This is a genomic window from Streptomyces aidingensis (genome assembly GCF_900112355.1).
GTDB classification, from domain to species: domain Bacteria; phylum Actinomycetota; class Actinomycetes; order Streptomycetales; family Streptomycetaceae; genus Streptomyces; species Streptomyces aidingensis.
Genome location: NZ_FOLM01000015.1, coordinates 100,143 through 126,694, shown reverse-complemented (window position 1 = coordinate 126,694; position 26,552 = coordinate 100,143). Strand labels below are relative to the sequence as shown.

The window sequence follows — 26,552 nt, the reverse complement described above, 5'->3', positions numbered from 1 at the left end:
ATCGGGGCACCACACCCGGCTTCCTGTGCGAGCGTTCCTGAAGTAACTGGCCGCCGCTCCTGGTTCAGGGCTTGCGGCCGGCAGAGGAAGGGGACCTTCATCGTGAGCACGAGCACCGCACAGTTCAACGCCGACGGCCGGCGTCACACCATCACCCGCGAGCAGGCCGAGGCCGCGGCCTCCCGTCTCACCCCCGCGCACAGCAGCACCTTCAACCAGCACCGCGACTGGTATGCCCTCGTCGGCAGCGGCGTCTACTACGTCAAGGACCTCATCGCCGAGGCCACCGGCGTCGAGCCGTCCGACGCCAAGACCGCACGCCTTGCCGTCGCAGAACTCGGCTTCCCGGTGCTGTGCTGGGCCTGGGGCAGCTTCCTCAGAGACGGCAGCCGGTGAGACCGGGCACCTGACCGGTGTCGATACGGTGTTGACGACGCCATGTGTAGATGGTCTGGTCGCTGGTCCCGAGCAAGCTGGGCGAGCTCTGCGACCTTGCGACCGGACTCGACCAGATCCAGGACCATGCGGCGGAACTCAGGCGGATAACTCCGGGGCATGGAAGAGGCCCTCCGGAAGTACGGGTTGACTGATTGCTCAGCAACCCGACTCCACCGAACCCGGGGCACATCACCTCGGCCCACCCCGCGTTGCCCCGCGCACTGCATGACCGTTTCCCGCTACGCCCGCCTGGTCACCCCGCGCACAAAGAATGTTGCCCAGGGCAACTCCCATGGCTAGTTTGGCCTTCCACACACTTCGCAGGCCGGACGCTACGGGGGGCGAGGGGCATGGGTCGGGCGTCGGACTGGTCACCGCTGGACATGGACGGTGACCCGACTCCGGGCGATCCGCCCCGGATCGAGCAGCTGGGCAACAAGTTCACCACCTTCGCCGACGACGTCTTCGACGCCCTGCAGAAGGTGCGGGCGCTGGGCGAGGACGGCACCCTTGCCTCCTTCGTCGGCGAATCGGCCGACGCCTACCAGGACAAGTTCGACAAGGTCCCACCCAACCTCGAAAAACTCCACACCTCCTACGACCTGGCCGGCCAGGCCCTGCTCACCTACGCCCCCAAACTGGAGGACGCCCAGCGCGACGCCGACCAGGCCCTGACGGACGCGGAGGACGCGCGGGCGGAGCTGGCCACCGCGCGGTCCTGGCTGGAGCGGGCCACCTCCACGCTGGAGGACGCCGAGGAGGAGGCCGAACCCCCGGACGAGGGCGAGGTGTCGGCGGAGGTGCGGCGCGCCCTGTCCGACGCCCAGCTCGACGCCGGCAACGCCCAGACGGCGGTGGACGACGCCCGGGAGAAGCTCAACGCCGCGATCGCCCTGGCCCAGCAGGCCAAGGAAGCCCGGGAGGAGGCCGCAGAACGCTGCAAGCGCGATCTGGAGGAGGCCTCCGACGCGGGCATACAGAACAAGAAGTGGTGGCAGAAGGCCGTCGACTGGGTGGTGGACAACTGGGACACCATCGTCAATGTCTGCAAGGTCATCGTCGCCGTCGTCGGCATTGTCGCCATGATCATCGGCGGCCCCCTCGCCCTCCTCGTCCTCGCCGCCGCCCTCATCGTCCTCGCCGACACCCTCATCAAATACGCCAATGGGGAGGCATCCCTCTGGGATGTCGCTTTTGCGGCACTTGACTGCATTCCGGGCATGAAGGGCCTGACCACCGCCGCCGGGCTGCTCAAGGGCATCAAATCCGGGATGAAAGGGCTGGCCGCCGGAGCCAAGGGCATGGGCAGGACCATCCGGCAGCAGGCCAAGCAGATGGCCAAGCGCAACGGCTGCGGTGATCCCGTGGACGTTGCCACCGGCGAGCTGTTCATGTCCGCCATCGATGTGGAGCTGCCCGGGGCGCTGCCTCTGATCATCGAGCGGCACCATATTTCCGGCTACCGGGACGGCCGTTATTTCGGTTCGTCCTGGAGCTCGACCCTCGACCTGCGGCTCGTGCTGGCAGACGACGGGGTGCGCTTCTTCGCCGCCGACGGCATGACGCTGCTCTATCCCGTCCCGCTGCCCGACCCCGAACACCCGGTGCTGCCCGTCGAAGGCCCGCGCTGGGGCCTGGCCTGGGACGGCCGGCCCGGCACCCCGCTCACGATCCACCGGCCGGATACCGGGCACACCCTCCACTTCGCCCACGTGGCGGGCCGTCCCGGGAACGAGTTGCCGCTGGCCGCCGTCACCGACCGCAACAACAACCGCATTGACGTCCACTACGACGACAACGGCGATCCTCGGGAGGTGAGCCACTCCGGCGGCTACCGCATCGGCGTCGCCGTCTACGACCGGCGCATCACCTCCCTGCGGCTGCTGTCGGCGCCGGACGAGCCGGTGCTGCGCGCATACGACTACGACGGCGCCGGAAACCTGGCCAAGGTCTTCAACTCCTCCGGGCTGCCGCACGACTTCACCTACGACGACCATGCGCGCCTGATCCGCTGGGAGGACCGCAACGGGCTCTGGTACGCCTACGAGTACGACGACGCGGGCCGGTGCGTCTTCTCCACCGGCACGGACCGCGCCCTGGAATACCGCTACGCCTACGACGAGCACAACCACCGCACCACCGCGACCGACTCCCTCGGGCACGCCACCGTCTACCAGTTCAACGACAGTTACCAGCTCGTCGCCGAAACCGACCCGCTCGGCAACACCACCCGGCGGGAATGGGACCGCTACGACCGGCTGCTGTCCCTGACCGATCCGCTGGGGCACACGACCCGCTACGAGTACGACGAGCAGGGTTCCCCCACTGCCGTGGTGCGGCCCGACGGTCACCGCACCACCGCCGAGAACGGTGAGTTCGGCCTGCCCGTGGCGGTCACCCAGCCCGATGGCGGCGTCTGGCGGCTGGAGTACGACTCCCGCGGCAACCTCACCGCCGAGACCGACCCGGCCGGGGCGCGCATCGCCTACCGCTACAACAGCACCGGCTCGGTCACCGCCATCACCGACGCCGCCGGGCGCACCGTGCGGATGGAGACCGACGCGGCGGGCATGCCGGTGTCCGCCACCGACGCCGAAGGGGCCACCACTCTCACCGGGCGCGACGCCTTCGGCAGGCTCGTCCTGCTCACCGATCCCTCCGGGGGACGGACGCATTTCTCCTACACCCCCGAAGGGCTGCTCAGCCGACGCACCCTCCCCGACGGCACCACCGAACAACGGGAGTACGACCCCGAAGGCAACCTCGTCGTGCACACCGGCCCGGCCGGTGACGTCACCCGCTTCGAGTACACCGTCTTCGACCTCCCCTCCGCCCGCACCGACCCGGACGGCACCCGCCTGGAGTTCGCCTACGACACCGAGCTGCGGCTGGCCTCGGTGACCAACCAGCTCGGCCAGACCTGGCGGTACCACTACGACGCGGCGGGCCGGCTGTCCCAGGAGCAGGACTTCCACGGCCGCACCCGCGCCTACCGGCACGACGCGGCGGGCCGCCTCACCGGGATGACCAACGCCGCCGGGGAAACCACTTCGTACGTGCGCAACCTCCTCGGCAAGATCGCCGAGCAGTACACCCCCGAAGGCGTCACCACCTTCACCTACGACCCGATGGGCAACCTGCTCCATGCCCACAGCCCGGACGCCGAACTGCGCTACGAGCGCGACCCGATGGGCCGAATCCTCGCCGAGACCTGCAACGGGGCCACCCTGCGCAACGTCTACGACATCCTCGGCCGGCGCATCCGCCGCACCACCCCTTCGAACGCCGAATCGGTGTGGGAGTACGACGGACGCGACAAGCCGGTCTCCCTGCGCACCGCCGGGCGCACGGTCACCTTCGGCTACGACGCGGCCGGCCGGGAGACCGAACGGCGGACCGGCGCCGCCGTCCTTGCCCAGACCTGGGACGCCGCCGGCCGGCTCAGCACCCAGACCCTCACCGCACACGGCCTTCCCGACACCCCCGGACCGCGCCCGGTCCAGCACCGCTCCTACCGCTACCGGGCCGACGGCACGGTCAGCGCGATCACCGACCTGCTGCGCGGCTACCGGACCATCGACGTCAACAGCACCGGCCGGGTCACCGCCGTGCAGGCCGCCACCTGGACCGAACGCTACGCGTACGACGACGCCGGCAACCTCGCCCAGGGGGAATGGCACCAGGCGAACCCGCCCCGCCCCGACGCTTCCCGCAGCAGCCGGGACATCACCTACGAATACGACGCACAGGGCCGCGTCGTGGTCCGGCGCCGCAAGCGGCTGTCCCGCAAGCCGGACGTCTGGCGCTACTCCTGGGACAGCCAGGACCGGCTGACCGGCGTGATCACCCCCGACGGCACGCGCTGGGCATACCGCTACGACCCCTTCGGCCGCCGCATCGCCAAGCAGCGGCTCGGGGCGGACGGCAGCACCGTGGCCGAGCAGGTGGTCTTCACCTGGGACGGCTTCGTACCCGCCGAGCAGACCGTGCTCTCCGAGGACGGCACCGCCGAGTGCACCGTCTGGGACTGGGAACGCGACCGCTTCAGCCCGGTGGCCCAGACCCACCGCGTTCCCGCATCCGAGCAGCCGCAGGAATGGATCGACGAACGCTTCTACGCCATCGTCACCGACCTGGTCGGCACCCCGACCGAACTCGTCGACGACCACGGCCGCATTGCCTGGCACTCCCGCACCACGCTGTGGGGTGCCCAACTCCCCGATGCCCGCTCCGGCGAGGCCGCCTGCCCCCTGCGCTTCCCCGGCCAGTACCACGACCCGGAAACGGCATTCCACTACAACTACCAGCGCCATTACGACCCGGAGACGGGCCAGTACATGTCGCTGGACCCGCTCGGCCTCGCCCCGGGCCCCAACCCCCGCGCCTACGTCGCCAACCCGCACACCCAAACCGACTCCCTCGGCCTCGCCCCGGACTGCGAGACCGCTGCGCGGGCCGCTGCCCGGGCCCGGGCGGATCTGGAGCAGGCTCGGCCTGGAGCGAATAAGCACACCCGCCCCACCAGCGCGGCCGGGCTCTCCGTCCCCGGACACCCCCAGACCTTCAGCGGCGCCAGCATCAAGGGCGGCGGCAACCACAACCTCCACCCGGACGTTCAGGCGGCCTACGACCGGGTGCCGACCGACATCAAGCAGAGAATGGGGGGACAGCATGGGAGATGTGGCGAGGCAGAGGCGCTGTCGGATGCACTGCACGCAGGCGTCGACCCTCGTGGGGGCACGATGGCCGCCGTGAATGTGCGCGCGTCGGGCAACGACGCGCACGGGACGCCGAAGCCTCCGTGTCCTTCTTGTAAGGATGTGCTCGAACAATTCGGAATCACGGCGGTGGTGTAGACATGACTGACGTACCTCGGGCCGGATGGTCCGCGCTGACCCTGCGCGTCATGCGGTCGACGGGCTGGTACCCGGAGCGGTCGGTGCCGGTCACGCGCTGGGAGGAGCCGGTGCGTGCGGAGCTGGGCCTTGGGATGCATGACGCGGTGCGGCGGTTTCTCACCGAGTTCGGCGGTCTGTCGACCGACGAGTGGACGCCGGGACCGATCATGCCGCAGTCGCCGTTCCGCCTCGATCCGCGCGTGGCGGTGGCGGACCGGGAAGCCTTCGCACGCTTCAAGGAGAGCGCCGGGGCCCGCCTGTACCCGCTCGGCCATGCCGACAGCGGCGCAAGCCGGCTGGGCATGAGCGAGGACGGCGCCGTCTGGATCGGCACCGGCGACGGCGGCGCGCAGTTGCTCGCCGACACCGGTGTTCTCGCGCTGGAGAAACTCGTCATGGAGCGGCACACCGACGCTCCTCTCCCGTTCGTCCTGGCGGGGGACCATCTGGAGTTCCCGGGCGAGACCGTTCCGGTGGGGGCCCGTGCGGGCTCCGGTGCCCGGTGGTCCGCCGAGGCCGACTGGATGCTGCGCCGGTCCGGCTGGTTTCCGGGCCGTTCGGTGTCCACGGCGCAGTGGGAGCAAGTCCTTCGTGAGAATGACGAAGGCTTTGAGGCGAATGAAGCCGCCCGCCGGTTCCTCACCGAGTTCGGCGGACTGGAGCTCAACACGAAGGGGCCGGGCAGGACCATGGCCCGCTCCCCCGTCCGGCTCGATCCCCTGGTCGCCAAGCTGGACTTCGAGATCTTCGACTTTCTCAGTGAGGAGGCCGGGACCTACCTCTACCCCATCGGTGACGCCGTCCAGGCGAACCAGTATCTGGGCATGGCAGAGAACGGGGCCGTCTACTTCGGTATGGACGTTGTTGAACTCCTCGCGGACACCGCCGACGAAGCCCTGGACAAGCTCATCCGCGGCATCCGATAGCAGACCACCGATTCGCTGTCTCTCTGTGACGCGCGAGGCCCAGTACGACCATCCCCTCGCAACGCCGGTAGCGGCATGGTTAAGGCTGGAGCACACAGCGTCACCGTTACGCATCGCTTGGGGGATCTCCACCATGAAGCGCCGTCTCGCTCTGCCCATTGCGCTCCTCACCGTCGGCCTGCTGACCGGGGCCTGCTCCGCAGGCTCCGGCTCCGGCGACTCCGACGACCGGATCGACGGCGCGGACAGCACCGGGCACCGAACCGCCGGGGGTGGCGGTGCCGGGCGCCGGGTCCGGGGAATGGTCGCCGCCGGCGTGCTGGTACGAGCCGCGCACCGCATCCGAGATGCGGGACTACACGCAGCGGCTGCTGCAGTCCTGGACCCGGATCCCGGAGGAGGACATCGCCCCCAGCCGGGAGCGGCTGCTGGACTACTACCAGCGCGGGGAGCCGTACACCGACTACAACCTGGACATCGAGGGCGAGGGCTGGTTCTGGGTCGGGGTGGCCAATCCGGACCACCGCGGCACCGCGGCGGCGTCCGCCTGCTCCGCCTACGGAATATGGGCCGAGCGCAGCGAGACGCCCGTCGGCCAGCCGCTGGCGGTCAGCCCGCAAACCCTCGCCGAGGCCGCCTACGAATGGCTGCCACTGCCCCAGACCTCCATCTCTCTCAGCCCCGACGCGGACCGGCCGCAGGTGGTGAACCTGCCCACCTGGATCTGGCAGGACACCGCGGCCATCAGTGAGGTCTCCGCCACCGCCATCCTCGACGTCCTGGGCCTGGAGGTCACCACCACCGCCGTCCCCGGAGCCCTGACCCTGGACCCCGGCACCGAGGACGCCACACTGCACCCCGCCGACGGCCGCTGCATCCTCAACCCCGACGGCACCATCGGCCTGCCCTGGACCCCGGCACACGAGGGCGAGACACCCCCGTGCGGAATCACCTGCCACCGCGCCACACCCGGCACCTCCACACCCTGACGGCCACCATGTCCTGGACCGCCACCGGCACCGATACCTCACAGCCGCTGCCCGACGCCGTACTGGAGACCACCCACGAACTCACCGTCCAGGAGATCCAGGCCATCACCCGCTGACGGCCCGACGCCCCAGCGGCAACTGACAGTGGGCACGGCCCCGGCCGCGTGTGCCGGATATGCCTGCTTCGGGGTCACGGTGTCACAAACGCGCCTAGAGTGGGGTGCCCAGCCGGGCCGGATCGGAGCCGGCGGGAGGAGGGGTGGCGGTGCGCAGGATTCCGCCGGAGATGTTCCGGTTCACATGGGGTGACTGGGCGCATCTGTACCAGGCGATACTCGACGCCTTCGCCGCCGCCAACGAGCGGCTGGAGACCACGCTCGGGCTCGACGATGTCCGGGCCCGGCTCCGTGCGGGCGGCCGGCTGACTCCTCTGACCGACGAGGAGCTGATCAGGGCACTGAAGCAGCTCCGCGAGTGGAACCTGCTCGACGTGGTCCAGAACCACGCCGAGAACTACCGCACCGCCGATGAATACGAGCGGCGCAATCTTCAGTACTCCCTCACCCGGCAGGGCGAGGCCGCGATCGCCGGTGTGCGGCACGCCCTGGAGGCTCTGGCGTCCACCGGTGCTCTCCAGACGGCCGTGCTGGATGCCATCGCGGACCGTCTCGCCGAGCTCTGTGTACTGCTGGAGACTCCCGGGTCCGCGGACCGGCGGATCTACACCACGCTTCAGGAACTTGAGGGTCATCTGGAAGCCCTGCTGGACAACACCAGAACCTTCAACAGCGAACTGCAGCGCCTGCTGCGCGCCGAAAGCGCAGATACCGGCACGTTCCGGGAGGTCAAGTCCGCGACCGTGGCCTACCTTCAGGAGTTCCTGACCAATCTGGACCAGAGAGCACGCGCCATCGCCGCGGCCGCCGCCCAGGTCGAGAAGAATGGCGTGAGCCTGCTGCATGAGCGGGCGCTGGCCGGTGCCGAGCTCCCCCCGGTGCCCGACGGTGATCCCGTACCCGCCTGGCTGGCGCACCGCCGTGCCCGCTGGGACGGCCTGCGGGCATGGTTCCTGCCTCCCGAGGGTGTGCCCGCCCGGGTCGAGCAACTGCATGATGTCGCCCGCCGGGCGATCATCACTCTGCTTCAGGCGCTCGACCGCATTCACGAGGCCCGTCGCCGGTCCTCCAACGCAGCCCAGGATTTCCGTGAGCTGGCCCGGTGGTTCGCCCTGGCACCCGGAGAGGAGGACCTGCACCGGCTGTGGCACCTGGCCTTCGGGCTGGCCTCATCCCGACATGCCCACCTGCACCAGCCCGACCCGGAACTCATTCCGTCCTCCGCCTCATGGGCCGACGCGCCTCCGGTGGAAGTATCCGCCCTGCTGCGCACATCGGGCCGGACACAGCAGGCCGGCCGCACCGGCAAGGTCCGCCCGGTGGACGCTCTGCGGGCCCGCCGCGCCGCCCGGGCCCGCCAGGAGCGTGCCGAGCTGGAGGCCGCGTGGAGCATGCTCGGCACGGACGGCCCCCTTCCGCTGTCCCGCTTCGGCGAGCTGGACCACACGGTCTTCGAGCGGCTGCTCGACCTGCTCGGCCGGGCCCTGGCGGCCCGGCCCGACCAGACCGGCATCCGGCGTGCGACCACCGGTGACGGCAGGGTGGACATCCTGCTCCGGCCGCCCCCGGCCACCTCCGCTCCGGCAGTTCTGCGCACCGGGCGCGGGTGGCTCACGGGCCCGGACTATCTCGTCGAGGTACGTGTGGCCGGCTCCGCCGCGCGCCCCGCCGGGGACGGAAGGGCCGGTGGATGAGTAATCTCGCCAATCAGCTCGTGGTCGCCGAGCGCGACGAAATCTCCCGGGCCATCCGCCTGCTGCTCGCCCGGCCGCTGCTGACCAGACGGCACGATCCCGAGGCGTTCGAGCTGGTCCGGCGCCGCCGGGACCCGCTCGTCCAGTGGTTCGACTACCACCTCGGCTGGACCCTTGCCTTCGAACCCCGGCTCGGATACGCCCGGCTGTTCAAAGTCCGGCAGACGGCGGACGCCTCCCGACCGGCCCGGCGGGCGCGTGCCGGCCGGGCCCCATTCGACCGACGCCGCTACACGCTGCTGTGCGTGGCCGCGGCGGAACTGCTGTCCGTACCCGTCACCACCATCGGCCTGCTCGCCGAGCGGGTGGTGCGTGCCACCGCCGAGGACGAGGCAGTCCCGCTGTTCGACACCGCCTCCCGGGCCGAGCGGATGGCCTTCGTCGACGTGCTCCGGCTGCTGGAAACCCTCGGTGCGCTCCGCGCCGTGGACGGCACCACCGAAAGCTATGCCGAATCGGCGGAAGCGAAGGTCCTCTACCGGGTGGACACCACGCTTCTCATGCGGCTGATCGCCGCCCCTGAAGCCCCTTCGCGGCTCGCCCTGCCGCCGGCCGGCATCCCCGTACGGTTCGACGAACTGCTGGACGGCCTGATGCGGGAACGCCGTTACGGCGAGACCGGCGACACGGCCCCCACCGGCCTGATATCCGAAAGCCAGCGCAACCTGCGACTGCGCCACTCGGTGCTGCGCAGGCTGTTCGACGACCCGGTACTCCACCGCGAGGACCTCTCCCCCGACGAGGGGGCCTACCTCCTCTCGCCCACCGGGCGCCAGATTGTGCGGCGTGCTGCCGCCCAGGCCGGCTTCGTGCTGGAGGAACGGGTTGAGGGCATCCTGCTCGCCGATCCGGACGGGATCGCCACCGACTCCGCATTTCCCGACGGCTCAGGAACGGCGAAGACGGCCGCGCTGCTCCTGCTGGACTTCCTGCTCCGGTCACCGGCCGGCGCCATGCCGGAAGAGCTTGCGGCCGAGGCCGAGCGTCTGCTGGGCCGGCATCCCCGCTGGGCCGCGGGGTACCGGTCCGAGGGCGGCGGCCCCCGTCTGGCGGCCGATGCCGTGGACGTGCTGTGCGGCTTCGGGCTGGCACGCCGCACGGCGGACCGGATCACGGCGCTGCCCGCCGCAGCCCGGTACCGCGTGACCATATCCGGCCCCGATGGCCGGCCGGCACCGGAACGGGCAGCGGGCCAAGGGCAACGGGGACCGGACCACGGGCACCGGGACGCTGACGAAGCCCACGAGGGAGCCCACGAGGGAGCCCGCGACAAGGAGGCACTGGGGTGACGGTCATCAAGCTCGCCGACCGGACCCGGAACGCGGCGGCCGGCCCGCACGGCCACGTGCCCGGAGCGGACCGCTGGCGGCCGACCAGGGCCGGCATCCTCAATGTCTGGCGCTACTACGACGAGGTCTTCACCTTCCACCAGGGCCGCCTGCTGCTGCGTGGCCCCAACGGCACCGGCAAGTCCAAGGCACTCGAACTCCTGCTGCCGTTCCTGCTGGACGCCAGTCTCCGCCCGAACCGGCTGTCCACCTTCGGCGGCTCCGAACGGACGATGCACTGGAACCTCATGGGGGAAGGCGCCTCCGGCCGCACCCGTGTCGGCTATGTGTGGCTGGAGTTCACCCGCGAGGAGGCCGGACACTCCCAGTGGTTCTGCTGCGGCGCCCGGCTCCAGGCGACGGTCCACACCACCTCCGTCACCGCGGACTTCTTCATCACCGGCCGGCGCATCAGCCACTTGGCGGCCCCTGAGCAGCCGGACGAGCCGGGGAGCCTGTACCTGGTCGACGCCGGCGGCCGGCCTCTCACCCGCCGCGAGCTGGGCGACGCGCTGTCCGAGGGCCGGGGCGCACTCTTCCCGTCCGCCGCCGAATACCGCGCCACCGTCCGCCACACACTCTTCCCCGGCATGACCGAGCAGCGCTATGACGCCCTGCTGACCGCCCTTCTCCAGCTGCGCACACCCAAACTCTCCCAGCGCCTTGATCCGGCCCTGCTCTCCACCCTCCTCTCGCGGGCACTTCCGCCGCTGGGCGAGGCCGAGATCGGCGAACTCGCCGAAGGCTTCGAACGGCTCGACCGGCAGCGGGAACGGCTGCGCAAGCTGGACCAGGAGGTGGCCGCCGCGGAGACGCTCGCCGCCCGCCAGCGCACCTATGTCCAGCGCGTGCTGCGGGCCGCGGCCGGCCGGCTGATCTCCGCCACGACGGACCTGGACAACGTCACCCGGGAGGCGCGGGAGAGCGAGGCGAAGCTCGAATCCGCCCTTGCCGAGCGCGCCGAAGCCGAGCAGGGCCGGGACCGGGCGAACGCGCAGGGGCTGGAACTGGAGGCGGCCATCGACGGCCTGCTCGACAGCGAGATTTACCGGCGCGGCAGCGAACTCGACGATCTGCGGCGCCGGGCCGATGGCGCCGAGCGCGCGGCCGAGGCGGCCCGGGACCGTGCGGACTCCCTGGCGGCCGTCGCCGAACAGGACGCACAGCGGCGGACGGAAGCGGCCGAGCGAGCCGGCCATGCCGGCCGTCAGCACGACCAGGCCCGTGCGGAGGTCCGCCTGGCGGCCCGGCGGGCCGCCATGGAGTCCGTTGCCGAAGAACTGGACCAGTTGCTCGGTGTCGCCGTCGATCCCTCCCGCGGCGCCGACGGCGCCGGCGGCGCCGAAGAGGAGCGGCCGGAACAGGCCGCCCGGCAGCTTCTGCACGGCGCGGTGAACAGCCGCCGGGACCAGGTCGCCCAGGTCCGCCGCGCCGGAGAACGGCACGAGCGGGCGGTCGACGCCCGCACCGCCGCCGAGATCGCGCTGGAGGAGCACCGGGCGCAGCTTGCGGAGGCCGTGACCTCCCAGGCCGCAGCGGCGCGTGCCCATGAGCAGGCTCTTGACACCCTGGCGGGCGAACTGCGTCAGTGGGCCGACCGGTGCACCGAGCTCCGCATCACCGAACCCGCCGCTCTCTCCGACCGGGCCGCTTCGCGGGACACCGTGCAGGCGATCGTCGAATCCGCCGCACGGGACGCCGACCGCCGGATCACCGAAGAACGCACCACCGTGGCCGCGGCCCGTGCTGCTGCGGCCGAGCGGCGCAGCGGGCTGATGGCCGAGCTGGACCGCCTGGCGGAGGCGGCCGGGCTGCCGCCCCGGGCCCCGCACACCCGGACCGCGGACCGCACCGCGAGGGAGGGCGCCCCGCTGTGGCGGCTGGTCTCCTTCCGTGACGACGTGCCCGCCGCGGTGCAGGCAGGGGTGGAAGCAGCCCTGGAAGCAGCGGGCCTGCTGGACGCCTGGGTCGGCCCGCACACCGGCTTCCGGGTATCCGGCCACGACACCTTCGCGGAGGCGGATCTCGCGCACCCCGTGCACGGCCCCTCACTGCTGGACATCCTCCGGCCGGAGCCGGAATCCCCCGTCTGCGTCGAGCGGGTCCAGCGCATCCTCTCCGGTATCGCGTACGGGCCCACCCTGCCCGCCCCCACCCTGCCCGCGGCACCTGTCGCCGCCGTCTCCGCCGACGGGCACTGGCGGCTGGCCGGGCTCACCGGAAGCTGGGCCAAGACGGAATCCGCCCACATCGGCGCCGCGGCCCGGGAGCGGGCCCGGCTCCGCCGCATCGACGAACTCACCCGCGAACTCGAGGAGGCCACCGCCGCCGTCGCCGCCCTCGACGACCGGCTGCACACGCTGGACGAGCGCCGCCGACGGCTCGACCTGGAGCTGCGCAGCCGCCCTTCGCATGGGCCGCTGGACAGCGCCCGGCAGGCCCTGGAACGTGCCGAGGCACGGACGGCGGCCCGCGAGGACGCGGTCCGGGCCGCCGTCATCCGGCTCGACCGATGCGAAAGCGATGTCCGGCAGACCCTGCGTGCTCTGACCGCGCTCGCGGCCGAGCAGGGCCTGCCCGCCGAGCCCCGAGGGCTGGACTCCGTGCTGGAGGCCGTCACCACTTTCCAGGACACCGTCGGCGCCTGGCTGCACGCCCGCACCCGGTGGACCGCCGCCCGGCGGGCCGCCGCCATGGTGCGTGAACAGGCCGAGAGGTCCACGCGCACCGCAGCGGACGCCGCCGGTGACGCCGACCGGGCACGGGCCGAGGCCACGGCACTCGCCGCCCGGCGAGCGGCCGTGGAGAGCGCCATCGGGGAGGACTACCGGGAAACCGCCCGCCGCATCGGCGATCTGCGCCGGGAGCGGGACCGCACACGGAAGGAGGCCGCCGCCCTGGACGCCGGACTGCTCCGCCTGGCCGACCGCATCGCGACCCTGAGAGCCTCCATGACCGCCGAGGTCCGCCGACGCGAAGAAGCCGTCGGGGAACGGAACACCGCGGCGGCCCGGTTCCGCCACCTGTGCGGGCTCGGCCTGGCCGAGGACGCCGGACTGCCGCTGTCCCTGAGCGCGCAGGACGGCACCCGCGCCACCCTGGAGGCGTCCCGTACCGTGGCCGCGCGCTGGCCGTCCCTGCCGCACGCACCCCACAATCTGGGGGATGCCTACACCCGGCTCGCCGACGCGGTCCACAGCTCCCGCCAGGACCTCGGAGAACGGGCCGACCTCGATCTGGAGGCCGATGAGGACGTCCAGATCTTCACCGCCACGCTCGACGGCATCCGGGTGGGCGCCGCCCAGCTCCTCACGACGCTCATCGCCGACCGGGACCGGAGCGCGGAAGACATCACCGCGGCCGAGCGCGATCTGTTCGACCGGACGCTGACCGGTGACACCCGGCGTCACCTCGCGGACCGCATCCGCCAGGCCAACGCCCTGGTGGACCGGATGAACAAGCACCTGGACGAGGTGCGTACCGCCTCCAACGTCGCAGTGCGCCTGGACTGGGACGTGGACCCCGAGCTTCCGCCGGGCACCCGGACCGCCCGCGACCTGCTGCTCAAGGATCCGCGGCACCTCACCGAGACGGACCACCGGGCGCTGCACGACTTCTTCCGCGCCCGGATCGACGAGGCCAAGGCCCGCGATACGGCGACCGGCTGGGAGGACCAGCTCGCCGAGGTTCTCGACTACACACGCTGGCACCGGTTCACCGTCCGGCTGCACCGGGACGACGAGCGCGGCTGGCAGCCACTGACCCGCAAGCTGCACGGTGCGCTCTCCGGCGGCGAGAAGGCCATTGCTCTGCACCTGCCGCTCTTCGCGGCCGTGGCCGCCTATTACGAGGCCGTGCCGCGGGCCCCGCGCCTGATTCTCCTCGACGAAGTCTTCGTCGGCGTGGACAGCGCCAACCGGGGACAGGTCTTCGCCCTGCTGAGCGCTCTCGACCTGGACCTGGCCCTCACCTCCGACCACGAGTGGTGCACCTACCGGGAACTCCCCGGCATCGCCATCCACCAGCTGATCACCGAGGATGCGGACAACGGCGGGGACGACGCGGTCACCAGCGCCCGCTTCACCTGGACCGGTGCCCACCTCCTGCCGGAGGACGCCGCCCGATGACCGACCGCCCCACCCCCCTCACGGCCCTGGACCGCCCGGAACTCCGCAAACTCTGGCAGACCGCACACCACCGCCTCAGCTCCGGACACCCCGTCACCCGGCTCCGCCCCGGTCCCCTGGACGACGAGGAACGCAGCGCCCTGGCAGACCTCCTGGGCCTGGCCCGCCTCCCCGGCCCCCGCCCGACCGTGCCTCTCGCCCGCCTGGACAGCGCCCTGTCCGAGGCGTACGGACTCACCACCAGGGAGGTCGCCGCCGCCGTCGTCGGCCCGCTCACCGACCGCGCCGCGGACCGGCGGCGCGCGCAGTCCGAACGGACCGCCCTGTGGTCCTGGCTGGAGACCCATCCCGTGGTGACGGCGCAGCCCGCCCTCCTCGACTGGGTGGAGCACACCCGCTCCACCGGCCTCACCGCCGGTTCCGCCACCGCCGGCCGCGCACTTCTCACCGACGCGCTGGCGGTCCTGGCCGCCCTGCCCGCCCAGGGCGAGCCGCTCCCCGTACTCGCCACCCGCCTGCTGCGCGGCGACCCCCACGCCCTGGACGACGGAACCCGGCTGTCCACGCTCGTGCTGCGCGCCCTGGCCGCACTGCACGCCACCGACCCGCCCACCGACGCCGCGGCCCGCCGCCACCTGTGGAACCTCGCCGGTGTCACCGACGACGGACTCTCCTCCACCGTGCTGGCCGCGGGGCTCCGCCCCGCCGGTGACGGTCTCCTCGCCTCCCTCGCCCGCACCTGCGCCGACGCCGGCCACGCCGTCTCGCTCACCCTTACCCAGCTCCGCTCACCGGGCGCCTTCACGCCGCCGCCCGTGCCCGTCCACATCACCGAAAACCCCAGCGTGCTCGCCGCCGCCCTGCACCGCTTCGGCCCCGGCTGCCCGCCCCTGGTCTGCACCTCCGGCTGGCCCGGCGGTGCCGTCATGCTGCTGCTGCGCCTGCTGGCCGAAGCCGGCTCACCGCTCCGCTATCACGGAGACTTCGACGGCGAAGGCCTCCGTATCGCCGCCCACATCTTCGCCAGAACCCCGGCCCGGCCCTGGCGGATGACCACCGCCGACTACCTCGACGCCCTGCGCACCACCGCCGCCGGCCCCTCCCCCGGCCGCATCACCGACGCCCCCTGGGACCCCGCCCTGGCCCCCGCCCTCCGCCACCACGCCACCGCGATCCCCGAAGAAGCCGTCCTCCCCCGCCTCCTCACGGACCTCACCGGTAGCCAAGGTTCCTCAGGAAGACCTCCAGGCTCCGTGTCGCCTCCGCCCGCCCGACCCTGATGTCCCGCAGAGAAACGGCGTATTTGTCCTCCCACCGGCGGTATGTTTCGGCCAGCTCCCGGCGGCGCCGCGCGGTGAGCGGACCTGCGGCCGGACGGCGGCCGCGGGGGTTCACCCCTCGGCTTCGGCCTGGGTGAACGACACGGGTTCTGCCAGTGCCCGCCGGGCACCTTCCGGGTCCGCCATGCGCTGGGCGAGGGTTGCCCGGGCGAGGGACGCGGGCAGGGCGTCGGCGAACTTGAGCCCCTTGACGGCACGCTCGTCGATCTCCGGCAGGCACAGACGCTCGGCGGCATCCGCGACCGCCGTGCGCCACAGCGTGGGTGTCACATCGGCCCGCAGGCGGACCCAGCAGTCGTCGACCCGGTGATGGACGGAGACCGCGGTGGGCAGCGAAGCCGCGAGAGTGGCGTTGGCGCGGTGGCCGGCCCAGGTCCACCAGCGCACCTCGCCGTCGGCACGCCGGGTGATCACCGTGCCCGCCGGATCAACGGTGCCCGCCCGGACGGCGCGCGCCTCGGCAAGGGCGGCCCGGGCACGCCGGGTCAGCCGCACCGGTGGATCGGTGCCGAGCAGGACGTCGCGTGCCGCACGGGTGAGGGCAGACGAGTGGATGCGCGTGGAGCCGAAAGAACTCCACTTGGCACGCCCGCCCCCCTCGGCCGGTTCCACGAAGCACCGTCGCCGCCGGAAGTCGATGTAGGTGACGAGCCAGCTCCGTCCGGCCAGCAGCAGCTTGCGCGGCCCCTCGACCTCCTCGGTGAGCAGATCGGGATCGGTGCGCCCGATCTCGGTGCGGCCGTTGAGCACGGTGAACTCCGGCGGTGCCGTGAAGACGGCGGTGAGGTTCATGAAGTGCCGGTGCCCGAAGCGCCGTTCCGCCTCGGGACCGATGAACAGCAGATCGCCGTCCCGGTCCAGGTAGCCCTGCTCGACCAGGTGACGCACCACGGGAGCGGCGGTCCGCGGTTCGAAGGGGCCGAGACCGTGCCACCATTCCGCCCACAGGGCGTCGCCCACCCGGTGTTCCTGAAGGCACAGGGCAAGAAGCTGCTGCGCGACGATGTGCCGCGGCTCCGGAGGCGGCGCCACGGGCTCGACCCATCCCCGGGACCACTGGAGCAGCAGGGCCGCGGCGGCGAGAAATCCTTCGTCGCTCACGGCGAGGAAGAGGCAGTTGCGGGTGGTGCCGGGCCGCCGGCCGGTGCGGCCGAGGCGCTGGAGAAAGGATGCGACAGTGGCCGGGGCGTCGAGCTGGATCACCCGGTCCAGGTCCCCCACGTCGATGCCCAGCTCCAGGGTGCTGGTGGAGACGATGACGCAGTCGCGTGCCTCGGCGAAGGCCGCCTCGGCACGGCGCCGCTCCGCCACGGAGAGCGAGGCATGCGACAGGAAGGTGGTGACGCCGCGCAGCCGGAGCTGCTCGCCCAGTTCCTCCACCGCACGGCGGCTCTCGCAGAAGACGAGTCGCTTCTCGCCCCGGTGCAGGGCGGCGATGACGGTGGCCGCGTTCCCCAGGGAACCCACATAGTCCAGCTCGATGTCCGGCGCGGCGTCCGGCGTGCCGCCCGGTGGGCTGTCCGGTGCGGCGGCACCGGGCGGTATCGCCGTCTCGGGAGCGACGACGCGGGCGGGCCGCCGGCCGTGCCCCGATCCCTGGAGCCAGGCCAGCAGTTCCCCGGGATTGCCCACGGTCGCGGACAGCCCGACCCGCTGCAGCGGGCGCCCGGCAATCCGCTGCACACGCTCCAGGACCGCCAGCAGGTGCCACCCCCGGTCGTCCCCGGCGAAGGCGTGGACCTCGTCCACCACCACGCAGTGCAGCCCGGAAAGGAACGCCCGGTGGTCCACGTGGACGCTGACCAGCATCGCCTCCAGCGACTCCGGCGTGGTCAGCAGCACATCCGGGCGTTCGGTCAGCATCCGGCGGCGTCGGCCCGTGGCGACATCGCCGTGCCACACGGCCGCGGTACGGCCGAGCCAGCCGGTGTAGGTCTCCAGCCGCGCCAGCAGGTTGTTCAGCAGTGCCCGCAGCGGACAGACGTAGAGAAGGGAGGTGCCCTGCCATCCGTGCCGCTCCGCCCGGGTCAGCAGCGGGAAGACGGCGGCCTCGGTCTTGCCTCCGGCGGTCGGCGCGAGCAGCACCGCGTCCTCGCCGGTCAGCAGCGGCCCGACGGCCTGTTCCTGCAGCGGGCGCAGGCTGCGCCAGCCCAGCGAGTTCACGATGTGGTGGCCGAGCACGGGGTCCAGCAGGTCGAACGCACCGCCTTCACCGGTCACGGCAGGTCCAGCTCGACGCCGTCCGCGCCCGGGGGACCGGCGGAACCCACGGAACCCGCGGCGCTCATGGCACCGCCCGCCGCGTTGCGCTCCACCTCGCTGAGTTCGGCGGAGCCCAGGGTGAGGGAGTAGTGGCGCCGGGGGTCGAAATCCTCGAACTCGTCCACCCGGTCCAGCACATCGGCGACCAGCTTGCGCAGATAGACGCGCGGCGCGACCCCGACCCTGCCGCCGAGCCCGCCCGTGACCGCGGCGGCGAGTTCGTCCAGGTAGGCGTCGTCGACCCGGGCCGCGACCCGCTCCGGGTGCCGGGCCGCACCCTGGTACACCGCACGGACGTTCCGGCCGAGCCTCCCCAGGCCGGGCAGGTCGAAGCCGGGCAGCCGGAGCTGAACGGCGCGCGGCGAGTCGAACCGGGGATCGGTGGTGAAGTCGGTGGCCAGCCGCTGGGCGAGCGGGGCGAGCCGCTGCACGCCCTGCTGCCCGTCGTAGAAGGCCGGAGTGCCGGTGATGACCAGGAACAGGCCCGGGAAGCGGCCGGCGTCGATCTCGTCGAGAAGCTGGCGCAGCGCGTTGAGGGACTTCTCCCGCACGTCCCCGCGCATCCGCTGGAGCGTCTCCACCTCGTCCAGCACCAGCAGCAGACCCGGGTGCCCGCAGTCGCGTCCCACGGTGAGCAGCCCCTGCAGGAAGCCGAGGGCCCCGAAGTGGTCCAGATCGCCCCGCACCCCGGCGGCCCGCCGTGCGGAGGCGGCCACCGACCGCTGCCCGCCCAGCCAGGCGATCAACGCTTCGGCGGTGGCGCCGTCTCCGTCGGCCACCGCCCGCCGGTAGCCGCGCAGGGCGGCGGAGAAGGCGGGGGTGGTGCGGGCGACCTCGGCGAGCCGCCGCTCCATCAGCTCCTCCACCGCCGCGGCCAGCGCCGCCTCGTCACCGTCCGCCACCTCACCCGCGTCGAGGATGTCCTCCTCCAGGGTGTAGAACCAGGAGTCCACCACGGCACGCAGCGCGGAGGGCGGGTGCGTGGCGGTGGTGAGCCGCTCGGCAAGCCGCCGGTACACAGTCTCCAGCCGGTGCAGCGGGGTCTCGGTCTCCGAGATCTGCACCTCGCTGACGGCCAGCCCGGTGCGTTTGGCGCGCTCGGCCAGCCAGCGGGCGAAGAAGGTCTTGCCGGAGCCGTACTCGCCCCGTACGGCACGGAACGCGGAGCCGCCCCGGGCGACGGTGGCCAGGTCGTCGTCCAGCGCGGCGGCGAAGCGTTCCATGCCGACGGCGAACAGGTCCAGGCCCGAGCGGGGCACGGTTCCCCGCCGCAGGGCGTCGATCACGTCACGGCGACGGGCGGCACTGATGTCGCGGGCGGGTGTGGTCATGACCGGTCCGCCAGGAACTGCTGCTCCAGAAGTGCCTTGTTGAGCTGGACGGTGTGCCCGGAGTCGACGAGGCCGAGCACCGGGTAGCCGTCGATGTTGAGCAGCCGCTCCAGCACGGTGGCGAACCGCTCCGGATTGCGCTGCGATTTGCCGGTCGCGGCCTGGGCCGCCGCGGCGACCGCTCCGGGGGACAGCTTGCCCCCGGCGTCCAGCAGGGCGTCGATGACGGCCGCCACGGCCTTCTCGGTCGGGGCGTGCCGCACGAACTCCCGCTGGGCGCGGAACTGCGCGGTCTGGACCACGCGTTCGCCCGTCGTGCCCAGGCCGGGCAGCATGAAGATGCCCTCACCGTGCTGCGCCCGGTGTTTCCGGCCGCCGCCCGCGGCGGCCACCACCGGCGCGGCCGTCGTCGGCGCCGCCATCGGTGCCGTCGTACGCACCGCCGCCGGGGAATCACCATCCGCGGGGCCGCCGCGCCACCAGGCCGGCGCGGTCCGCTCGCGTGGCAGGAGGGTCCAGTTCTGCGGAATCAGATCGGCGGAGGGCACCAGCGCGATCACCGGGACCGTGACCTCGGCGAGCGAGGCGCCACCGTGGTACCCCGCCTGGCGGGCGGTGTAGCGCAGATCGTCCCGCCACGCGGCGGTCAGGGCGGTGGGCCTGCCGTCCGCCGCCAGCACCCGTGGCCCGGCCAGGGCCACCTCCCCGGCCCCGGGCGCACCGGTGCGCCAGCGCGCGGACTCGGCGCCGGGCACATCGGCGGGCCGGTGGCCGTGCGGCGTACGGTCCACCACATGCCCGTGGTCGGAGACCAGCAGCACCGGCCGGCCGTAGTCACGGGCCGCGTTCAGCAGGTCGGGCAGCTTGGCCACATCCCGCAGCCGCCAGTGCGTGCGGCTGCCCTCCCGGCCGCTGGCCAGGGAGTCGTCGATGGTGTTGAGCACCACCCCGACAACCTGATCACCGACCAGGGCGTCGAGGAGCGCGGGGGCGAGGCGGTGGCCGGGACCGCCCTCATAGCCGCCCTTGTGGAACAGCGCAGCGCTGCGATGGCGCTTCTTCCAGAAGGCCGCGAACCCGGCCTGCTCCGCCGACTGCCCGCCGGCCGTGGCCGCCCCGCTCAGCAGGGACGCCCTGCTGATCCGGGTGACCGTGGGCAGCATGGATACGGCGGCCAGCCGGCCGGGCACCCCGCCCTGCCCCGTCTTCGGCACGATCTCGGTCCACACCCGGCGGTCGAGTCCGTCGGCGAGCTGCACCGCCACCTCCGCGCTCATGCCGTCCAGCACCAGGATCAGCGGCCGGGAGTCCTTGGCGGCGAGCGGCGCGGCTGCCTTCTCCAGCACGTCCTCGATCAGCAGCGCCCCGGAGGGGGCCTGCTGGGAGGCGCCCTCGGCCCACACCGCCAGCCGCTCGGCGAACTGCTCGTCCAGCAGGCTGCGGCGTTGGCGGACCGCTCCTATCAGCCTCTCGTACGCGTGGCCCACCGCCTGATCGCGCCCGGCGTCCCCCTCGGTCAGCACGCTGACGGCCCGGTCCGCCCAGCCCCAGGACGCCAGGTGTTCCCGCACCCCCTGTGCCACGGACGTCACCTGCGGCACCGGCCCGGCGAGCCAGCGCACCAGCCGCACCGCGGCGCGCGCCGCGGCCGTGGACTCGGCGTGCAGCTCGGCCAACTGGTGCTCGGTGACCCGGCGCAGCGCCGCCTCCGCGGCGGCCGGCTCGCGGCTGTCCAGGGCGTCGGCGAGCGCGTGCAGCCGGGCCCGGTAGCCGGACGGCAGCATCCGGTCGCCGCTGAGCGGCCCGGACAGATGCGCCTCCTGGGCAAGCCGGTCCGCCCGGTCGAGCACGGCCAGCACCCGGTCGCGGGCCTCCTCGCTGTGCTGTCCCGCGCCTTCGGCCTGTGCGATCCACCGGCTCAGCACCCCGTCCGCTGCCTCGGCGAACGGCGGCAGCCGGTCGTAGGACTCCAGGGCCTGCCCGAACAGGGCACCCAGACCGAACCCGGCCGCGTTTCCCGCGTCCGCATGCAGCACGGCCGTGGCCAGCGCCCCCAGCGGCAGCGCGTCGCCGCCGCGGCCGGCGGCGGCCAGCGCGAGCAGCGTCGGGGCGGACGGCCCCACCGCCTCGGCCAGCCACCCGGTCAGGCCCTCCCGCTGGGCGGCGGGCAGGGCCGCGAACGCGGCAGGACCGGCAGCGGTGCGGGTCCAGGAGAACAGCCGGTCGGCGTCCAGGTCCAGGGTGTCGGCGGTGACGTCGCCCAGCCCCAGCCGGGCGGAGATCAGCGCCCGCACGGCGTGGTCGCGGGTGACCACGGTGCCCGACCGGGGCCAGCCGCCGGGCGGCTCGGTGTCCAGGATGGCGTCGAGCAGCCAGGTCTCGCCCACCATCCGCGGGTCCAGGTCGGCAGCCCCGAACAGCTGCTTGACGATGTCCGCCCGGTCCACCCCGACCGGACGGCCGCGCATTGCCTGGGCCCGCAGATCCCAGCCGATCTGGTCGGCGGGCACCCGCCCGGTGACCACGAGAATCCGCTCCTCGCCGGCGTCCTCCGGCTCGGCCAGGTGCCGCTGCCAGGCGTCGGCGATACCGAGTGCGGAGTCCTGGTCCGTGACGCGGACCCGGTGCATCCGCCCGTCCGCGCGGAGGGTGAACTCGCCGCAGTGGCCCGACTCCTCGTGCACGGCGTCGACCAGCAGCAGCCGCCGCCCCTCGGCGTTCATCAGCTCCGTTTCCAGCAGCGCTTCGATGACGCGCCGGCCGACCACCGGGCGCGGCGCCATCAGGGCTCCTCCCGGTCGGTCGCGAGGCCGGCCTCCAGGGAGCCGGTGTTCCCGCCGTCCCTGCCCGTCGGCACCGCACCCCAGGAGACCTCCACGGCCACCCCGGGATGGGCGGCGAGGAACGCACTGATCTCGCCCTGCACCGCGGCCAGCTCGGCTGCCAGGAGCGATTCGGCCTCGGTGAGCCCGCCCTCCGCGGCACCCGGCCGGATCACCCGGCGACGCCCGCCGGCCGGGCCCGCCCCGGACCGCGGCGTGCCGGCCCAGCCGTCCCCCTCCCCGTAGCCGTTGCCGCCGGCCGGGCCGGGCCGGTGCCCGGCGCCGGGTTCCGGACTCCGGGCCGGAAGCACCGGGTCGGCGTGCTCGCCGAGCGAGACGCCATCGGCACCGGCCTCCCGTGCCGGTGTCGGAACCAGCGGGGCGGCCCGCTCCACCCTCAGCGCCGCGTTGACGATCTCCATGCCGGTCTCCCGGATCGTGCCCAGCACGGGTGCCAGCGCACGTTCGTTCTCCGGGGCACGCGCCGTCCGCCGCACCTGGCCGAGCAGCCGCCGGGCCCGGTCCCCCACGCTGTCGTCCCGGCCGGCCAGGCCCCGGACGCTGCGCAGCATCTGCCAGTCCGCGTCGTCCAGCGCCTCCAGCACCGCGGGCGCCGAGGAGAGAGTGGTGGCCAGCACCTTGTCCTCGACCGTCCGGGGCGCCGCCGCCAGCGCCCGCACCAGGGCCGTGTTGTCAGTGCGGTGCCGGGTCAGGCGGGCGAGCAGTGCCGCGGCGTCGCGCAGCAGGGCCAGACGCGGGGCAGACCCGTCCGCACCCCCACGGCCGTCGCCACGGCCGCCAACATGAACGTCGTCATCTGCCCCGTCGAGGCCGAGCAGGGCCGCGTGGCGCTCCAGCGCGGCGCGGATGCCCACCACGGCCGGCTCGCACTGCTCGGCACGCAGCCGCACCTGCTGGGCGAGCCCGTTGACGTTGCGGGCGAACAGCGCCGGCTGCGAGCGGATGCCGAACAGCTGGGCCGCGCGCTCGCGGGCGGTCGCGTACTCCTCCTCGGCCGGCATGGGCTGCGAGCGCAGCGCCCAGCCCGGCCCGATGGCGTTCAGATCGGGCGCCGCCACATCCGGGCTGGAGTGCAGCACCCAGGCACGGTCGTCCAGCAGGGCGTAGACGGCGATCAGCAGGTTGGCGGTCAGCTTGTCCAGCCCGGTCCAGCCGATGTCGCCGGCGATCCAGCCGCGGATGTCCTCCACCGCCAGGTCCCCGGTCTCGCCGTGCCTGGCGGCGGCCTGGTTGATACGGGTGCGCCAGTCGCTGCGCAGCACCAGCGGACCGTCGTGCACCGTGCCGATCTCCATCGGCTCGACGATCCGCTTGACCTGGCGGAGCTGGTGGCTCTCCACCTCCACTCGACCGCCACCGTCCACGGCCCGGGTGACCCACTCCAGCGCGGTCCGCAGCTCCGCGGGCGTGACCGCCTTGAGCTGTCCCTTCGCGTCCGGGCCGAAGTCGGGGTGCTTGGGGTGCACGGCCGAGAACAGGCCGTCGGCCAGGTGCACCGCGTTGTCCAGGAACGACTTGCCGGCCTGCGGCTGCGGGCGCGGGAACTCCGGCTGGAGGGACAGCAGGTGCCGACCTTCGGTGACCTCCACGGCCACCGACCCGTCCTGCACGGCGGCGATCCCGTACACCTCGCCCAGGGCATCGGTGAGGATCTTGGTCAGGGTGTCACGGCCGAATTCGAGCTGGCGGCGGATCTTCACCCGGTCGTCGGGCGGGAAGTTCCCGGTGTAGTCGGCGAGCCGGTCCCGCTCCAGCAGGAAGTTGATCCGCATCAGCCGGCCGAGCTGGGCGTTGCGCTGCTCGGAAAAGAAGTGCGGCAGCCAGACCAGGGTCTGGGACACCTGCCCGCTGGTACGGAGCTGCTCCACCCGCTGGAAGTCGTCGCTGGGGAAGGCGTCGCTGTCGTCGAAGGGGTAGTCCAGCACGAAGCGGACATTGCCCGGGGCGGACACGGTGAACTGCTCGTCGGGCAGGCTGGACCGGTCGCGGACATTGCCGAACACGAATTCCGCGGTGCGCCGGGTGCCGCGCCAGACGATCTCCCGCTCCGAGACGAACTGGGTGTCCGTGACGCCGAACGCCGCCCACAGCCGGTCCCGGATCCACAGGCGGCGCACGCCCGCCTTGTCCTCCTCGGCAACGGCGTCCAGCAGCGGCTCGATGTCGAGGTCGGTGAGGTGCAGCGAGAACACCGGGTCGGCCTCGCCGTCGGCCCGCACCTCGGTGGGGAACTCCGCCTGGAGCTCCCGCATCCGGCGGATCACCACATGCCCCGCGGGCACCGTCCGGGACCGCACCGAACCGTGGTTCAGCGCGGCCAGCCGGGCGCCGGTCAGCCGCCGCAGCGCCGGCACATCCGGGGCCAGCGCGCCGAGCAGCAGCGTCTTGACGAACAGGTCGTCCGCGAGGAAGTCGGGGTGGGACTCGGAGCGGTACTTGGCCAGCAGCCAGGCGCGGGCCTTGGTGTAGAAGCGCTGCGCCGCCTCGGAGTCGTTGTGCAGCCGGTCGGTGAAGGCGGCTCCGGTGCCGTCCACCAGCACGTCCCACAGGTCGCCGAGCGGGATGAGCCGGCCGACCCTGGTGTCCGCGTTCTTCTCCAGGAGCTGCTGCACCAGCTTCAGGCCGGTGCGCTCGCGCTGCAGCGCGCCGGAGAGCGCGACCAGCACGTTCAGCAGGGCCGGCGAGAGCGGGTAGACCGCCCGGAAGTCGGCCCAGCCGGCGTGTGTGGCGCCCTCGCCGTCCAGCAGGACGTCCTTGACCTGCTGCTGGAACTTCTCCGCGCCCGCGAAGGCCGACTCAAGAGCCTGCTCCCGGCCGGGGCGGGGCTTGAGCACCCGCTCCTTGATGATCTCCGGCAGGTTGCGGTCCTCCAGGTTGATCAGGGTGAACCGCTCCTCCAGGTACTCCAGCGCCTTTTCCATGTTCTTGACGTCGGAGCCGAGGATGTCCGCGCCGATGAGCTGGGACAGATCCCGCTGCCGGGAGACGAAGGAGATGACCGGCACCGGGCGGTCTGCCTCGCCCGACTCGATCAGCTTGACCAGCTTCATGATCTCGTCGTTGACGAAGGTCCGGTCCCGCATGTGCGCCTGGAGCCACAGGATCAGCTCGTCCAGGAACAGCACCAGGCCGTCGTAGCCCAGGGACGCGGCGTGCCGGCTCATGGCGGCCAGGCCGTTCTCCAGCGGCACATAGGCCGCGGCGTCGCCGCGCACGCTGTTCGCGTAGGACTTCATGGGGCCGCTGACCAGCGCGGAGACCAGCCGGTCGCGCAGCGGGTCGCCGGCGGGCGCGGCAAAGGCGCGGTCCAGGTCCTCGGCGGACCAGGACACCGCCTCCACCCAGCCGATCGGCCGCAGCTCGTCCAGCTCGTCCAGCTCGTCGCCGGAGCCGGCCGAGGAGGCGGCGGCGCTCGCCGTGTTCGCGGTGCTCGCGACATTCGCGGCGGCGTTCAGCAGGCGGGTGAACGCCTCGTCGCCGAGCTGCTCGCGCAGGCCACGGGCGTCGGCGAGCATGGCATCGGACCGGAAGACGGGAGGGGTGGGTGCGTCGGGGTGCAGCTTGCGGACGGTGGAGACATAGCCGCCGAGCAGCGCCGAGTCCAGGTTGGCCGCTCCCACCAGGTGGTAGGGCACCATGAGGAACCGCTTGCCGGGCAGCCAGTCCTGGTGCTCGGCGATCACCTCGCGCAGCCGGGGCTTGCCGAGCACCGCGGGCTCCCCGTTCAGGACCGCGTGCAGCACGGAGAGAAAGTGGCTCTTGCCGGAGCCGAAGGAGCCGTGCAGATAGGCGGCGTAGGACGCCCCCTTGCGGAGGGAGCCGCGCACCATGCCGAGCGCCGCAGAGAACTGGTCGGCGAGCTGGGGAGTGACCACATACTCCTCGATGCGCCGGCCGAGCTCATCGGCGGAGCCGAAGCCGCCGGACAGCTCGACCTTGAAGTCTCCCGCGCGCATGTCCTCCTTGATGTCGAGGACATCTCTGAGCACCATGCCGTTGCCGACCGCCATGTGCCTGTCTCACTCCCCGTCGCCTCGGGACCTGCCGTCACGGGCCGCCCGCCCGTGCCACGGGCACCGCGCCACCCGCGGCATCCCATCCTGCCAGCATGCGCCGACGGCGGTCCGCCCGTGACGTCATCGTTGCGCAGCGCGATGCGACGGCCCGACCGTTATGCACCTTTGGCCCGCTTTGTCGACC

12 protein-coding genes are annotated in these 26,552 nt (G+C 72.6%); 8 read left to right on the top strand and 4 right to left on the bottom strand.

Translation table 11 applies throughout. The features are described 5' to 3' along the window. Window positions 1-102: 102 nt before the first annotated feature. The 8 genes from BM242_RS23215 (at window position 103) to BM242_RS23180 (ending at window position 15,856) form a co-directional block, all read left to right on the top strand. Window positions 103-396 (top strand): hypothetical protein, encoded by a 294-nt coding sequence (locus BM242_RS23215; protein ID WP_093840859.1) that lies wholly within the window; start codon window positions 103-105, stop codon window positions 394-396. A 392-nt stretch (window positions 397-788) separates the two neighbouring features. Further along, entirely contained in the window at window positions 789-5,294 is a 4,506-nt protein-coding gene (locus BM242_RS23210) for a DUF6531 domain-containing protein (RefSeq protein WP_139238412.1), read from the top strand. 2 nt (window positions 5,295-5,296) lie between these two features. Then, the gene (locus BM242_RS23205) at window positions 5,297-6,262 is read left to right on the top strand and encodes an SUKH-3 domain-containing protein (protein ID WP_093840857.1); all 966 of its coding nucleotides are present in this window, start codon (window positions 5,297-5,299) and stop codon (window positions 6,260-6,262) included. A gap of 347 nt (window positions 6,263-6,609) precedes the next feature. Then, window positions 6,610-7,251 carry a hypothetical protein gene (locus tag BM242_RS23200; protein WP_139238411.1) on the top strand — a complete coding sequence of 214 codons (642 nt, stop codon included), beginning with the start codon at window positions 6,610-6,612 and terminating at the stop codon, window positions 7,249-7,251. Between the two features lie 286 nt (window positions 7,252-7,537). Next, a complete protein-coding gene (locus BM242_RS23195) occupies window positions 7,538-9,061 on the top strand; it encodes a TIGR02677 family protein (RefSeq protein ID WP_175541542.1) in 1,524 nt (507 codons plus the stop codon). Beyond that, window positions 9,058-10,410, top strand: coding sequence for a TIGR02678 family protein (locus tag BM242_RS23190; protein WP_093840855.1), 1,353 nt, complete (start codon window positions 9,058-9,060; stop codon window positions 10,408-10,410). Before BM242_RS23195 ends, BM242_RS23190 begins: the two co-directional genes overlap by 4 nt. Next, window positions 10,407-14,576 (top strand): TIGR02680 family protein, encoded by a 4,170-nt coding sequence (locus tag BM242_RS23185; protein ID WP_093840854.1) that lies wholly within the window; start codon window positions 10,407-10,409, stop codon window positions 14,574-14,576. The genes BM242_RS23190 and BM242_RS23185 overlap by 4 nt, the downstream gene beginning before the upstream one ends. Next, window positions 14,573-15,856 carry a TIGR02679 family protein gene (locus tag BM242_RS23180; RefSeq protein WP_093840853.1) on the top strand — a complete coding sequence of 428 codons (1,284 nt, stop codon included), beginning with the start codon at window positions 14,573-14,575 and terminating at the stop codon, window positions 15,854-15,856. Before BM242_RS23185 ends, BM242_RS23180 begins: the two co-directional genes overlap by 4 nt. A gap of 111 nt (window positions 15,857-15,967) precedes the next feature. Here the strand turns inward: BM242_RS23180 and BM242_RS23175 are convergent, their stop codons facing one another. From BM242_RS23175 to BM242_RS23160, 4 genes are read right to left on the bottom strand one after another with little or no spacing between them, the layout of a single operon-like run. Further along, window positions 15,968-18,136: a DEAD/DEAH box helicase gene (locus BM242_RS23175; protein ID WP_093840852.1), complete on the bottom strand. Its 2,169-nt coding sequence runs from the start codon at window positions 18,134-18,136 to the stop codon at window positions 15,968-15,970. Next, window positions 18,133-19,509: a BREX system ATP-binding protein BrxD gene (brxD, locus tag BM242_RS23170; protein WP_093840851.1), complete on the bottom strand. Its 1,377-nt coding sequence runs from the start codon at window positions 19,507-19,509 to the stop codon at window positions 18,133-18,135. Before brxD ends, BM242_RS23175 begins: the two co-directional genes overlap by 4 nt. After that, complete coding sequence (gene pglZ / locus BM242_RS23165) at window positions 19,506-22,292, bottom strand: BREX-2 system phosphatase PglZ (protein WP_093840850.1); 2,787 nt, start codon at window positions 22,290-22,292, stop codon at window positions 19,506-19,508. The genes brxD and pglZ overlap by 4 nt, the downstream gene beginning before the upstream one ends. Beyond that, window positions 22,292-26,362 (bottom strand): BREX-2 system ATPase PglY family protein, encoded by a 4,071-nt coding sequence (locus BM242_RS23160; RefSeq protein ID WP_093840849.1) that lies wholly within the window; start codon window positions 26,360-26,362, stop codon window positions 22,292-22,294. Before BM242_RS23160 ends, pglZ begins: the two co-directional genes overlap by 1 nt. Window positions 26,363-26,552: the final 190 nt, after the last annotated feature.